Consider the following 13,434-nt stretch of genomic DNA (forward strand, 5'->3'; position numbering starts at 1 on the left):
GACGTCCCGCCCGGGCCACCGCTCGGCCAGCGCTCGACCGAGATCGGCGTTGGTCAGCGGCTCCGCCTCGATGAGCTCCCGCGCGGCCTTGGCCACCTCGTCCAGGTCGAGGCCCTCGGTCGCCCGGGCGTACACGCTGCGGGGGAATGCCGCGTCCAGCACGGGTTGCAACACCGGCCGCAGGGCGAGGCAGTCATCGGCGGTGGCCAGGTGCAGGGTTCCGCGCATCAACGCCAGGCGGGCCACGCGCCGGTCGGTGAGCAGGCGGCTGAGCTGCTCGCGCCGGAAGCCGTCGAGTCGGGTCCACAGCGCGAAGTACGGCGGGTTCGTGGCCTGCGCCTGGAGTGCGACCACCCGCTCGATCGCCTTGGCCGGGGTCAGCTTCCAGCGCCGCAGCAGCAGCTGGCGGTGCAGCAGCGCCCGGTTGAGGGCTCGGCGGGTCAGCACGGTCATGGCAACAGCGTAGGCAGTGTTGCGGACAGAGGCTGTCCGCAATGGGTGGCAGACTGAGCCTCGTGTTGGAGACCTCCGCCCGGCTGCTGCGCCTGCTGTCGCTGCTCCAGGCCCGCCAGGACTGGTCGGGCGCCGAGCTGGCCACCCGTCTCGAAGTGGACGTGCGCACCGTGCGCCGCGACGTCGACCGGCTGCGCAACCTGGGCTACCCGGTCGACGCCTCCCCCGGCGTCGCCGGCGGCTACCGGCTCGGGGTCGGCGCGTCGCTGCCGCCGCTGCTGCTGGACGACGAGGAGGCCGTGGCCGTCGCGATCAGCCTGCGGACCGCGGCCGCCGGCAGCGTCACCGGCATCGAGGAGACGTCCATCCGGGCGCTGACCAAGCTGGAGCACATGCTCCCGTCCCGGCTGCGGCACCGGGTGTCGGCGCTGCAGTCGGTGGTGGTGCAGACCTCCTCGTACGGGCCGAGCGTGGACGCCGAGGTGTTGGCGCTGGTGGCCGGCGCGTGCCGGGAGCACATGCGGCTGCGGTTCGACTACCGCTCCCACGACGGCACGGCCAGCCGGCGCCAGGTGGAGCCGCACAGCCTCGTCAACATCGTGCGGCGCTGGTACGTGCTGGCCTGGGACATGGACCGGGCCGACTGGCGGACGTTCCGGCTGGACCGGGTCGAGCCGAAGACGCCGACCGGGCCCCGGTTCCAGCCCCGCACCCCGCCGGCCGACGCGGGCACCTTCGTGTCCAAGGGCGTGACCGGGCGGGCCTACAAGTTCGAGGGCGCGTTCCTCATCCACGCCCCGATCGACCAGGTCGCGGAGCGGGTCACGCCGACCGCCGGGCGGCTGGAGCCGGTCGACGAGAACAGCTGCGTCCTGCGTGCGGGCGCGGACTCGCTGCCCGGCATGGCGGTGTTCGTCAGCATGTTCGGCTTCGAGTTCGAGGTCCTGGAGCCGCCCGAGCTGGTCGACCACCTGCGCGACCACATCGGCCGCCTGCAACGCGCGGTGCGCCGGCACGAGAAGGGTTGATCAGGTCGTCGTCGACCGACAATGAGCCGAATGCGAGCACTCCGTCACCGGTGGTGATCTAGCCTGGCGAAAACGGCTCACTTGGGGGTGGGGACGGCATGTCCGCTGTCAACAGGCGGGAATTCCTGGCCGGCGTGGCCGGCGCGGTCGCGATCACCGGGGTCGAGCTGACGAGCTCGCCTGTGGCTTCGGCCCAGGGTTCGGCGCAACCGGACCGGGCCGGCACTCCGCTGGCCATCAGGCAGGGCACCAACGTCGCCGGGCAGCTCTCCCCCGACGGCGCGACCATCGCGATGGACCTGTTGGGCGTGCTGTGGCTGGTGCCGGCCGGCGGCGGCGCGGCCGAGCGGATCACCGACGACCTGATGGACATCGCGCAACCGGACTGGTCGCCGGACGGACGGCGGCTGATCTTCCAGTCCTACCGGGACGGCAACTTCAACATCTGGGTCGTCGACCGGGACGGCTCCGGGCTCAAGCAGCTCACCGAGGGCCCGTTCGACCACCGGGAGCCGCGGTTCTCCCCGGACGGCCGCACCGTCGTGTTCTCCTCGGACCTGACCGGCAGCTACGGCATCCACCTGCTGGACGTGGCCACGGGCAAGATCACCCAGCTGTCCGACACGCCGGTCGAGGAGTACGAGCCGGCCTGGTCCCCGGACGGCGCCAAGGTCGCCCTCGTGGCGGCCGGCACCCGCATCGACGTCGTCACGGTGGCCGACGGCTCTCGCAGCACCGCGATCACCGTCGCGGCGACCCAGCAGCTGCACAGCCCGGCGTTCACGCCCGACGGCAAGGACCTCGTCTACAACCTGGTCACCGCCGCCGCCCCGCCCAACGCCCCGGCCAGCTCCGAGCTGTACCTGTCGGGCGAGGTGCTGGTCACCGGCGAGGAGGCCTTCCCGTTCCGGGTTTCCTGGCACGGCAACGACTTCCTGTACAGCTCGGACGGCGCCCTGCGCAGGCGGTCGCTCGCCGGCGGGCCGGCCTTCGTGGTCGCGTTCACCGCGCCCGTCGACGTGCAGCCGGCCAAGTACACCAAGCGCCGCCGGGATTTCGACTCGCCGCGGCCCAAGCCGGTGGTCGGCATCGGGAGCCCGGTGCTGTCGCCGGACGGCACCAAGGTCGCCTTCCGGGCCTTGAACGACATCTACACCATGACGATCGGCCAGTCGCCGCGGCCGCTGACCCGCGATGACTGGTGGAAGTCGGATCCGGCGTGGTCGCCGGACGGCCGCTTCCTGTCGTACTCCACCGACCGCGGCGGCAAGCTCGACATCTGGCTGCGGGATCTGGGCACCGGCCAGGAGCGGCAGCTGACCAACCTGCCCAACGCGGCCGCGGTGTCCGGTTCCTGGTCCCGTGACGGCAAGTTCCTGGCGTTCCTGGACCAGACCGGCGCTCTGTACACGGTCGAGGTGGCCACCGGGGCCGTGCGGAAGGTGTTCACGGCGACCTTCGAGCCGGGCCGGCCGACCTGGTCGCCCGACGGCACCGTGATCGCGCTGGCGGCGATCGTGCCGTACTCCACGCGCTATCGCGAGGGCCTCAGCAAGATCCTGCTGGTCAACCGCGTCACCGGTGCCGCTCAGTACGTCGATCCGCTGCCGCACCGGTCGCTCCAGACCCGGGGCGACGACGGGCCCGTGTGGTCGCCGGACGGCACGAAGATGGCGTTCGTCGTCGGCAGCCTGCTGCACGTGGTCGACGTGCACCCCGACGGCACCTTCGCCGGCACGCCGAAGCCGATCAACGACGAGGTCACCGACGCCCCGACCTGGCACGGCGACTCCCGGCACCTGCTGTACCTGAACAACGGTCGCCTGCGCCTGATCGGCGTGGCCGGCGGCGCTCCGCGGACCGTTCCGGTCGGTCTGAGCTGGACCAACACCGCGCCGCGCGGCCGGCTGGTCATCCGGGCCGGCAAGCTGTGGGACGGCCAGAGCCCGACGTTGCAGTCCAATGTGGACGTCGTGGTCGAGGGGCACCGGGTCAAGTCCGTGCGCCCCAGCCGTCCCGGCGTCGACGGGCAGCTGATCGACGCCCGTGACGGCGTGGTCATGCCCGGCATCGTCGACATCCACAACCACCGGGAGATGCAGGGCTACAGCTACGGCGCCCGGCAGGGCCGGCTGTGGCTGTCGCTGGGCATCACCACCACCCGCTCGCCCGGCAGCCCGGCGTACCACATGGTGGAGGAGCGGGAGTCCATCCAGTCCGGCCGCCGCGTCGGGCCCCGCTACTTCGCCACCGGCGAGGCCATCGACGGCTCGCGGATCTTCTACAACTTCATGCGCCCCACCTACGACACCCGCCAGCTCGCCCGTGAGCTCGACCGCGCCGCCGCCCTCGACTACGACCTGATGAAGTGCTACGTCCGGCTGCGCCCCGAGTGGCAGAAGCAGGTCATCGGCTGGGCCCACGACCGCGGGCTGCTGGCCACCTCGCACTACCACTACCCGGCGTTGGCCTTCGGCGGCGACGGCATGGAGCACGTCGGCGCCACCAACCGGTTCGGCTACTCGCGCACGATCACCGCGCTGGGCGCCGGCTACCAGGACGTCATCGACCTGTTCAACAAGACCGGAGCCGGCCGCACGCCGACGCTGTTCCTGTCCGGGGCGCTGCTGGGCGAGGACCAGAGCCTGGTCACCGACCGTCGGGTCAAGACGCTGTACCCGTCGTGGGAGTACGCCTCCCTGCTCGCCTCCGCCCAGGGCGCGGCCACCACCGACCAGTCTGCCAACCTCGCCGACCTGGCGAAGCAGGTCGCCCAGATCGCCGCCACCGTCCGGGGCGGCGGGCGCATCGTCACCGGCACCGACTCGCCCATCGACCACACGGCCGTCAGCACGCACATGAACCTGCGGGCCATGGTCAAGTACGGGCTCACGCCGTTCGAGGCGCTGGTGACCGCCACCCGCAATGCCGGCGAGCTGCTGGGCGAGCCGCTGGGCCGGATCGCGCCCGGCATGTACGCCGATCTGTCCATTGTGGGCGGTGACCCGCTGGCCGACATCAAGCAGGCCGCCAATGTGCGGTCGGTGGTCAGCAACGGCCGTCTGTTCACTGTGGACGATCTGCTCAAGCCGTTCGCCGGCGCCACGGCCGGCATCGCCGCCAACCGGGTCGCCGCCCCCGTGCCCGACCATCCGGCCAACGCCGGCTTCTGGTGGCACGACGAGCACTACGTCACCCACAGCGCCCACGCCTGCTGCACCGGCTGAGCACGACGAAGGGGCCCGGATCCGGGCCCCTTCGTTTCGTCTCAGAAGATCCGCATCGCCTGGAGGTCGACGCCGCCCGGGTGGTTGGGGAACGTGAAGTGCACGTTCTTGGCGACGCCGCCGGCGGGCTGCCAGCGGTCGTCGGCCTTGTACTGCACGACGTTGTTGCCGGTGTAGAACTGGTCGAGCCAGCAGCCCCACTTGCAGTAGTAGGTGAAGTCGATCGTGCCGGCGTTGGCGAAGCAGAGGTGGTTGTCGTTGGGGTCGCCGTTGGTCTCGTGGTAGTAGACCCAGAGGAAGTCGTTCTGGGTGCAGTCGACCATGCTCATGGCGGGACGGGCCGGCGCGGCGGACGCGGTCGCGGCCGGCACGAGGGCGGCCGGTCCGACGGTCATCAGCACGGCGAGCAACACCTTGCTCAGCTTGGAGCGCATGGAGATTCTCCCCTGGGATCAGTTCTCGACGGGGGAGACAGTAGGGCAGCGGCGACGGCCGTGAGCGGTGCCGAGATGAGGCGGCGTCAGTTTGGGGGAACCCCCTCAGGAGGCGTTCTTCAGCCGTATGGCGGCGGTCCAGGCGTCGGCGAGGTCCTGCACCGGCAGGTCCAGCGCCTCGCTCAGGCAGGCGATGGTGCCGAAGGCCGGCGTGGGCAGCCGGCCGGTCTCGATCTTGCGGAGGGTCTCCGGGGAGATGCCGGCGGTCAGCGCCACCTCGGCCAGGGCCCGGTCGCCGCGGGCGGCGCGCAGCCGCTGGCCGAGCCGTCGGCCGGCTTCGAGCTGCTCTGGGGTGAGGGGGTTGCGGACCACGTGCCCAGGATAGGGCTGGTATTACTGTACCGGCAAGGGCTAGAGTCGGTATAGAAATACCGAACCGAGGGGTGTCCGTGATCGAGTTGAAGTCCGCCGCCGAGATCGAGCGGATGCGTGTGACCGGCGGCTTCATCGCCACCGTGCTGGCCGAGCTGGCCAAGATCGCGGAGCCGGGCGTGAACCTGATGGACCTGGAGCACCGGACCCGGGAGATGATCCGCGACCGCGGGGCCGAGTCCTGCTACTGGGACTACGCGCCGTCCTTCGGCAACGGCCCGTTCCGCAACGTGATCTGCCTGTCGGTCAACGACGCCGTGCTGCACGGCCTGCCCCACGACTACGTGCTGGGCGACGGCGACGTGCTGAGCATGGACATCGCGGTGTCGATCGACGGCTGGGTGGCGGACTCGGCCCGCACGGTCGTCGTGGGCACGCCGGCCGAGGAGGACCTCCGCCTGGTCCGCGCCACCGAGGAGGCCCTGGTCGCCGGCATCGCCGCCGCCCAGCCCGGCAACCGCCTCGGCGACATCTCCGCGGCGATCGAAACCGTGGCCACGGCCTACGGCTACCCCGTGAACACCGAATTCGGCGGCCACGGCCTCGGGCGCACCATGCACGAGGAGCCGCACATCCCCAACCGCGGCCGCGCCGGCCGGGGCCTCAAGCTTCGCCCCGGCCTGACGCTGGCTCTGGAGCCGTGGTTCGCCCGCACCACCGACCGCATCGTCTTCGACCCCGACGGCTGGACCATCCGCTCCTCCGACGGCTCCCGCACCGCGCACTCCGAGCACACCATCGCCATCACGGAAAACGGCCCGGAAGTGCTGACGGTGCAGCCGTGAGCTAGCGGTGTGAGCCGCTGCCCACCGCCACCGCGTGGCAGGCGACGCCGGGCTCGGCGCCGTCCACAACGGGCAGATCCACCGTCCGGCACTTCGACGCCACCTCTTCGGGCAGGCCGGCGGCCAGCAAGGGGCAGCGCGGGTGGAACCGGCAGCCCGTCGGCACGCGGCTGGGGTCCGGGGTCTCCCCCGCCAACACCATCGGCGGCGTCGACGACTCGGGCAGCACGGACAGCAGCGCCTGGGTGTAAGGGTGCTGCGGGGCGGTCAGGACCTGCTCCACCGGGCCGCTCTCGACGATGCGGCCCAGGTACATCACCGCGACCCGGTCGGCGATGTTCCACGCCAGCCCCAGATCGTGCGTGACGACCAGGGCCGCCAGGCCGAGCTCGTCCCGCAACCGCAGCAGCAGAGCCAAGATCTCGCCCCGGACCGAGGCGTCCAGCGACGCCACCGGCTCGTCGGCGATGAGCACACTGGGGTCCAGGGCCAGCGCGCCGGCGATGACCACGCGCTGGCGCTGGCCGCCGGACAGCTCGTGCGGGACGAGCCCGAAGAACCGCTCCGGCGGCCGCAAACCGGCCCGTGACAAGGCCGACGCCACGAGTTCCCGCTCGTCGCCGGGCACGCGGTGGATCCGCAGACCCTCGGCGACGGCCTCGTACACGCTGTGCCGGGGGTTCAAAGCACCGGTCGGGTCCTGAAGCACCAGCTGCGCGTGCCGCCGGTACTCCCGCAGCCCGCGGTTGGAGGAGGCCAGCGGCTTGCCCTCGTAGAGCACCTGCCCGGACGTGGGCTTCTGCAAGCCCAGCAGCGTTCGGGCCAGGGTGGTCTTGCCGCAGCCGGACTCGCCGACCAGCGCGATGATCTCGCCGGCCCGGATGTCCAGCTCCACACCGTCCACGGCACGTGCGGAACCGAAGTGCACGGCGACATCTGACGCACGAAGCAGTGTCGAATCCCTTGGGGTCACAGGTGAACCTCCAACAGGCACGCGGACGTCCGGGCCTCGGCGACCGGCCGCAGCAGGACATCCGTGCCCGAGCACTCGGGCATCGCCGACGGGCAGCGCGGGTGGAACGGGCAGCCGGACGGCAGGTCGGACGGATCCGGCGGGTCACCGGCCAGCCCGCGCGGGGCCAGCCGGGACGAGGCGTCGCCGATGGTCGGGAACGCCGCCGCCAGCGCCTTCGTGTACGGGTGAGCGGGATTCCGCAGCACCTCGACCGCCGGCCCCTGCTCGACGATCCGCCCCGCGTACATCACGGCCAGCCGCTGACAGGTCGAGGCCAGCACCGACAGGTCGTGGCTGATCATCAACAGCCCGATGTCCAGCTCGTCCACCAAGTGCTTGAGCAGGTCCAGCACCTGGGCCTGCACCATGACGTCCAGCGCGGTGGTCGGCTCGTCGGCGATGATCAGCCCGGGCGAGCAGGCCAGGGCCATCGCGATCATCACGCGCTGCCGCTGCCCGCCGGACAGCTCGTGCGGATAGGCCTTCGCCCGCCGCGCCGGCAGGCCGACCTGCTCCAACAGCTCGCCGACCCGCCGCTCGACGTCGGATCCCTTGCCGTGCAGGCGAATCGGCTCGGCGATCTGGTCGCCGACGCGGAGCACCGGGTTCAGGGCGTGCATCGCGCCCTGGAACACCACCGACGCCTCGGCCCAGCGCACGGCCCGCAGCCGACCCCAGGTCATGTCGGTGACGTTCTCGCCGCCCAGCAGCACTTCCCCGCCCAGCACGGCGTTGCGCGGCAGCAGCCGCAGCACCGACATGGCCAGCGTCGACTTGCCGCAGCCCGACTCCCCCGCCAAACCCACCGTCTGCCCGGCGTCGATACGCAGGTCAACTCCACGCACCGCCGGCACGAGGCCGTTGGATGTCCGGTAGTCGACGGTCGCGGACCGCAGTTCCAACAACGGCTCGCCCATCACCGCTCCCTCAGCCGCGGGTTGAGCACGGCCTCCAGGGCCCGCCCGCACATCATGAACGCCAGCACCACCACGCCGATCGCCACGCCCGGCGGCAGCAGGTACCACCAGGCCTGCGCGGTGACCGCGCCGCTCTGCAGTGCGTTGTGCAGCATCTGGCCCCATGACGGCTGGTTCGGGTCGCCGACGCCGAGGAAGGACAGCGTCGACTCGGTGATGATCGAGTTGGCCACGTTCAGCGTGGTGTTGGCGAACACCAGCGGCAGCACCGCAGGCAGCACGTGCTTGCCGATCACGTGCAGGTGCCCGGCGCCCAGCGCCCACGACCGCTCGATGTACGGCCGCGACTCGACGGCCAGGGTCTGCGAGCGGACCAGCCGTGCCGTCGTCGGCCACGCCGTGGCGCCGATGGCCAGGATGATCGACCCGATGCCGGGACTGAGCACAGTGGACAGCACCGCGGCCAGCACCAGCGACGGCAGCACCAGGAAGAAGTCGGTGACGCGCATCAGCACGGCCTGCACCCAGCCGCCGAAGTGCGCCATCAGCACGCCGACGACGGTGCCGACGCCGACCGACAGCAGCGTGGCGGTCAGGCCGACCAGCAGCGAGATCCGCGATCCCCACAGCAGCAGCTGGAGCACGGACCGGCCGTTCTCGTCGGTGCCGAGCAGGAATCCGCCGCCGGGCGGCTTGAGCAGGCCGCCGGTGGCCTTGGTGACGTCGAGCGCGGACGAGTCGCTGATCAGCGGCGCGAGCAGGGCCAGCAGCACGATCACGCCGAGGATGGCCAGCCCGGTCAGGCCGCTTCGGTCGGCGCTGAACTGGGCCCAGACCCGGCCGGCGGCCGCCCGGCGGCGCTGCCAGGAGATGGAGGCGGTCATGCGGCACGCACCCTCGGGTCGATGACTCGCAGCAGCAGGTCGCCGATCAGGTTCATCACCAGCACCGCGCCGGCCAGCACCAGCAGCAGGCCCTGTAGCAGCGGCCCGTCGTGGTCGGTGATGGCCTGGTACAGCAGCAGTCCCAGGCCCGGCCACGAGTACACCGTCTCCACGGTGACCGCGCCGCCGACCACGAACCCGAGCTGGATGAAGATCAGGGTCACGGTCGGCAGCAGGGCGTTGGGCACCGCGTGCCGGCTGCGGACCAGGTCGTCACGCAGGCCCTTGGCCCTCGCGGTGGTCAGGTAGTCGGCGTTCATCTCCTCCAGCAGCGAGGAACGCATCACCAGCAGGTACTGCGCGTACAGAACCGCGACCAGCGTCAGGCACGGCAGCACCAGATGGTGCAGCACGTCGGCGACCTGGGGCAGGAACGAGGCCGGCGTGTCGGGGTCGAGGATGCCCTGGGTGGGGAACAGCGAGCCGCCCAGCGCCAGCAGGATCATGCCCAGCCAGAACGTCGGCGCGGACCACAGCGTGAGCGCGAAGCCGGTGGAGAAGCGGTCGAAGCCGCTGCCGCGCCGCCAGCCGGCCCGGGTGCCCTGCCACAGCCCCAACAGGATGGACAGCAGCGTGGCCACGCCGACCAGCAGCACCGTCGGCCACAGCCGTTGCAGGATCAGGTCGGCCACCGGCTGCTGGAACTTCAGCGAGTCGCCCATGTCGCCGTGCAGCAGCTTGCTCATGTAGTCGAGGAACTGGGCCGGCAGCGGCAGATCCAGCCCGTACCGGTGGCGCAGCTCCGCGACCTGCGCGGCGCCGAGGGAGGTGTTGCGGGTCAGCAGCCGGATGGGGTCGCCGGGCAGCACGCGGAACAGGAAGAAGCCCAGCACCATCACCACGAACAGGCTGACCACCGCGCCGCCGACCTTGCCGAGCACGTACCGCGCGCCGCCGGAGCGGCGCGCGGACGTGCTCGGTTCGGCCAGTGCCGGCGCCGTTGCCGGTGAGGTCACGCGCTACTCCCGCTCGTCGGCGCCGGCCTTGCGCCGCCGCGACAGCAGGAACGCGCCGCCGCCCAGCAGCACGACCACCACAACCACGATGACGACGATCAGCGTGGTGTTGGAGCCGCCGCCGGAGGAGGCGGCGTCGGCCGGCTTGGCCAGCAGATAGCCGTAGTAGCCGTTCTGGTGGGTGATCGAGCCGCCCTGCGAGGGCTGGAGCCCGAAGCTGGCCCAGCGGTCGGAGCGGTAGGCCTCCAGCGAGTTCGGGTAGGCGATCACCACGGAGCTGTCCAGGGAGTACAGGCGGGCCTGCAGGTCCTTGACGTCCTGGATCCGCTTGGCCTTGTCCATCTCGGACAGCTGCGCCTTGTACAGCTGGTCGATCTGCGGGTCGCACATGAAGTTCTCGGTGTTGCCGTTGCCGTCCGCGTCGGGCAGCACGCCGCAGGTCTGGATGGACAGCAGCGCGTCCGGGTCGGGGTTGCCGGTCCAGCCGTTGAGCTCGAGGTCGTACTTGCCGGTGCTGCCGGCGTCGGTGACCGCGTCCGAGCTGAGGGCCTGCAGGGTCACGCCCAGGCCGACCTGGGTCAGCCAGCCCTTGATGAAGTTGGCCGCCGCGACCTGGGCCGGGATGCCGCTGTCCACGACCAGCCGCAGGTTGATCGGCTTGCCCTGCTTGTCCGCGCGCACGCCGTCGGCGCCCTTGGCGTAGCCGGCCTCGTCGAGCAGCTTGCCGGCGGCGGCCAGGTCGAACTTCTGCTCCTGCGTGCCGCTGGGGGTCCAGTGCCACTGCTCGTACACCGCGGGCACGAAGCCGGCGCCGGGCTCGGCCAGACCGCCGTAGGCCTTGTCCACCAGGGTCTTCACGTCCACCGACTGGGCGATGGCCTGGCGCACCTTCGGGTCCTTGAGCACCGGGTTGGCGTCGCCGACCGGCTGGTGGTCGTTGGTCTGGGCTTGGTAGTTGATCAGCAGGTCGTTCTGCCGGCCCTGCCGCGCCTTGACCGTGGTGATGTTCGGGGTGCTCTGCAGCGCGGTGTACTGGGTCGGGGTCAGGCCGCTGACCACGTCCACGTCGCCGTTCTTGAGCCCCTGCACGGCGGCGTCGGCGTTGTCGTAGTGGCGGAACTGGAGCTGGTCGTAGGCCGGCTTGTCCCCGTAGTAGTCGGGGTTCGCCTTGAGCGTGATGGACTGGCCCTGGGTGAAGTTGGTCAGCGTGAAGGGACCGCTGCCGACCACCGGGTACTGGAGGTTGTCGTACTTGCCGATGTCGGTGACCTTCGACCACACGTGCTCGGGCACGATCGGCACGTCCAGGGCCAGCATGGTGGCCTGCGGCGTCTTGGTCTTGATGACCACCGTGCTGTCGTCGGTCGCGGTGACGGTGTCGAAGTTGGCCACGAAGTTGCCGTTGGCGGTGGCCGCGGTCTTGTCCGTCATGATCTTGTTGAAGGTCCAGGCGACGTCGCGGGCCGTGATCGGCTGGTCGTCGGACCACTTCGCGCCGGAGCGGATGTGGTAGGTCCAGGTCAGCTTGTCGTCGGAGACCTGCCACTTGTCGGCCAGGCCCGGCGCGGGGCTGAAGTCGTCACGCGAGTAGGAGGTGAGGAACGCGTACATCACCCGCCCGATCTCGGTGTCCCCGAGGTGGAAGGCCATGAACGGGTTCATCGTCGCGATGTTGCCGGTGACCGCGACCCGCAGTGTCTTGGGCTGCGGTGTGTCCTGGGCCTGAGCCGCAATGGGCGCGCTGAGCACCGCGATCCCCGCGGCGATCAGGCCGATGCCGATCCCTCTGATGCGCATGACGCGCACCTCCCCTTCCCCATCTTTGGCAAGAAGTAACCACCCAGTAAGGCAACGTGTCAACAATTGTCGACAACGGCCGCCAACCCGTAACGTACCGATCGTGCGAATCCTCATCTCGGCCGACATGGAAGGCGCGACCGGAGTCACGTGGCCGGCCGACGTCGAACCCGGCACCGAGCAGTGGCAGCGGTTCCGCCGGATGTTCAACGGAGACGTCAACGCGTGCGTGCGCGGCCTGGTCAGCGGCGGCGCCGACGACGTGCTCGTGAACGAGGCCCACGACACCCAGCGCAATCTGCTGCTGGAGGAGCTCGACGAGCGGGCCCGCATGCTGACCGGCAAGCACAAGCCGCTGTCGATGATGCAGGGCATCGATTCCGGCGTGGACGGCGTGGTGTTCCTGGGCTATCACACCGGCGCCGGCGCGGAGGGCGTGCTGTCGCACACCTATCTCGGCAACTCGGTCACGGGCGTGTGGTTGGACGGTGTGCGGGCCAGCGAGGGCCGGCTCAACGCCGCCGTCGCCGCCGAGCACGGCGTGCCCGTCCTGTTGGTCACGGGCGACGACAAGACGTGCGAGGACGCCGACGCCTACGTTCCCGACGCGGGCAAGGCCGCGGTGAAGGAGTGCGTGAGCCGGTACTCGGCCATCTGCCTGCCGCCCGCCCGCACCGGCAAGCTGATCGAGGAGCAGGCGCGGCTGGCCATGGCCCGCGCCGGCCGGGTCGAGCCCGTCTTCTCGGGGCACCACATGGAAGTCGCCTTCGACGCCGCGCATCTGGCCGCGGCCGCCGCGGTCATCCCGACCGTGGAACGGATCTCGCTGTTGCGGGTCGGCTACGACGCCCCGACGATGACCGAGGCGATGATGGCCTTCAAGATCGTCACCAACATCGCGAGCGGCGCGGTCGAGAAGGTCTACGGGTGAGGGTGGATGGACGTCGTCGAGCGGTGCGCGCAGCTGATCAGGTTCGACACCACCAACCGGGGTGGCGGCGACAGCGAGGGTGAGCGGGAGGCGGCCGAGTTCGTGGCCGCGGAGCTGACGGCCGCCGGCGCGGAGCCGACACTGCTGGAGCGCAAACCCAGGCGCACCAACGTGATCGCCCGCGTGGCCGGCAGCTCGCCGGAGCTGCCGCCGGTGTTGGTGCAGGCGCATCTGGACGTGGTGCCGGCGCAGGCGTCGGACTGGGACGTGGACCCGTTCTCGGCTCACATCAGTGACGGCTACCTGTGGGGCCGGGGCGCGGTCGACATGAAGGACATGGTTGCCGAGCTGCTGACCGTGGTCGCCGGCTGGCACGCGGAAGGCCGTCAGCCTCGACGGGACGTGGTGCTGGCGTTCGCCGCCGACGAGGAGGACGCCGGCGACTACGGGGCGCACTGGCTGGTGTCGGAGCATCCGGACCTGTTCCGGGACTGCGCGGCGGCGATCGGCGAGTC

Annotated in this window: 13 protein-coding genes; 5 read left to right on the top strand and 8 right to left on the bottom strand. The window is 70.9% G+C overall.

Annotated elements, in window-relative coordinates; all coding sequences use genetic code 11:
* Positions 1-453, bottom strand: a 453-nt coding sequence (locus tag KUTG_RS00845) for a DNA glycosylase AlkZ-like family protein (RefSeq protein WP_043727808.1), incomplete at its 3' end; no start/stop codon positions are given.
* 62 nt (positions 454-515) lie between these two features.
* Here KUTG_RS00845 and KUTG_RS00850 point away from each other — a divergent pair.
* A complete protein-coding gene (locus KUTG_RS00850; RefSeq protein ID WP_043727809.1) occupies positions 516-1,481 on the top strand; it encodes a helix-turn-helix transcriptional regulator in 966 nt (321 codons plus the stop codon).
* 98 nt (positions 1,482-1,579) lie between these two features.
* The gene (locus tag KUTG_RS00855; protein ID WP_043714219.1) at positions 1,580-4,708 is read left to right on the top strand and encodes a DPP IV N-terminal domain-containing protein; all 3,129 of its coding nucleotides are present in this window, start codon (positions 1,580-1,582) and stop codon (positions 4,706-4,708) included.
* A gap of 41 nt (positions 4,709-4,749) precedes the next feature.
* Here the strand turns inward: KUTG_RS00855 and KUTG_RS00860 are convergent, their stop codons facing one another.
* Both KUTG_RS00860 and KUTG_RS00865 read right to left on the bottom strand, forming a co-directional pair.
* Positions 4,750-5,142: a beta/gamma crystallin domain-containing protein gene (locus KUTG_RS00860; RefSeq protein ID WP_052393646.1), complete on the bottom strand. Its 393-nt coding sequence runs from the start codon at positions 5,140-5,142 to the stop codon at positions 4,750-4,752.
* 105 nt (positions 5,143-5,247) lie between these two features.
* On the bottom strand, positions 5,248-5,514 hold the full coding sequence (locus tag KUTG_RS00865; protein ID WP_043714221.1) for a helix-turn-helix domain-containing protein: 267 nt from the start codon (positions 5,512-5,514) through the stop codon (positions 5,248-5,250).
* Positions 5,515-5,591: 77 nt separating this feature from the next.
* On the opposite strand from KUTG_RS00865, the gene map reads away from it, so the two are divergent.
* The gene (gene map / locus KUTG_RS00870) at positions 5,592-6,359 is read left to right on the top strand and encodes a type I methionyl aminopeptidase (RefSeq protein WP_043727811.1); all 768 of its coding nucleotides are present in this window, start codon (positions 5,592-5,594) and stop codon (positions 6,357-6,359) included.
* A 1-nt stretch (position 6,360) separates the two neighbouring features.
* Here map and KUTG_RS00875 read toward each other — a convergent pair whose 3' ends face one another.
* Genes KUTG_RS00875 through KUTG_RS00895 form a run of 5 tightly spaced genes read right to left on the bottom strand, consistent with a single transcriptional unit; the run spans position 6,361 to position 11,988 of the window.
* Positions 6,361-7,287, bottom strand: coding sequence for an ABC transporter ATP-binding protein (locus KUTG_RS00875; RefSeq protein WP_369794411.1), 927 nt, complete (start codon positions 7,285-7,287; stop codon positions 6,361-6,363).
* A gap of 41 nt (positions 7,288-7,328) precedes the next feature.
* Positions 7,329-8,291: an ABC transporter ATP-binding protein gene (locus KUTG_RS00880; RefSeq protein WP_043714224.1), complete on the bottom strand. Its 963-nt coding sequence runs from the start codon at positions 8,289-8,291 to the stop codon at positions 7,329-7,331.
* The gene (locus tag KUTG_RS00885) at positions 8,291-9,175 is read right to left on the bottom strand and encodes an ABC transporter permease (RefSeq protein ID WP_043714226.1); all 885 of its coding nucleotides are present in this window, start codon (positions 9,173-9,175) and stop codon (positions 8,291-8,293) included. The genes KUTG_RS00880 and KUTG_RS00885 overlap by 1 nt, the downstream gene beginning before the upstream one ends.
* Positions 9,172-10,191 (bottom strand): ABC transporter permease, encoded by a 1,020-nt coding sequence (locus tag KUTG_RS00890; protein WP_043714228.1) that lies wholly within the window; start codon positions 10,189-10,191, stop codon positions 9,172-9,174. Before KUTG_RS00890 ends, KUTG_RS00885 begins: the two co-directional genes overlap by 4 nt.
* Before the next feature lie 3 nt (positions 10,192-10,194).
* A complete protein-coding gene (locus KUTG_RS00895) occupies positions 10,195-11,988 on the bottom strand; it encodes an ABC transporter substrate-binding protein (protein ID WP_043714230.1) in 1,794 nt (597 codons plus the stop codon).
* Positions 11,989-12,091: 103 nt separating this feature from the next.
* Here KUTG_RS00895 and KUTG_RS00900 point away from each other — a divergent pair, with 103 nt between their 5' ends.
* A complete protein-coding gene (locus KUTG_RS00900) occupies positions 12,092-12,919 on the top strand; it encodes a M55 family metallopeptidase (protein ID WP_043714232.1) in 828 nt (275 codons plus the stop codon).
* Positions 12,920-12,925: 6 nt separating this feature from the next.
* A partial coding sequence (locus KUTG_RS00905; protein WP_043727812.1) for a M20/M25/M40 family metallo-hydrolase occupies positions 12,926-13,434 on the top strand: 509 nt, incomplete at its 3' end.

It is taken from the genome of Kutzneria sp. 744 (assembly GCF_000568255.1).
GTDB lineage: Bacteria > Actinomycetota > Actinomycetes > Mycobacteriales > Pseudonocardiaceae > Kutzneria.

Bases quoted from the DNA above. Each gene is read 5' to 3' on its own strand.
- KUTG_RS00855 (WP_043714219.1), top strand. From the start codon at position 1,580: ATGTCCGCTGTCAACAGGCGGGAATTCCTGGCCGGCGTGGCCGGCGCG.
- KUTG_RS00860 (WP_052393646.1), bottom strand. From the start codon at position 5,142: ATGCGCTCCAAGCTGAGCAAGGTGTTGCTCGCCGTGCTGATGACCGTC.
- KUTG_RS00880 (WP_043714224.1), bottom strand. From the start codon at position 8,291: ATGGGCGAGCCGTTGTTGGAACTGCGGTCCGCGACCGTCGACTACCGG.
- KUTG_RS00885 (WP_043714226.1), bottom strand. From the start codon at position 9,175: ATGACCGCCTCCATCTCCTGGCAGCGCCGCCGGGCGGCCGCCGGCCGG.
- KUTG_RS00895 (WP_043714230.1), bottom strand. From the start codon at position 11,988: ATGCGCATCAGAGGGATCGGCATCGGCCTGATCGCCGCGGGGATCGCG.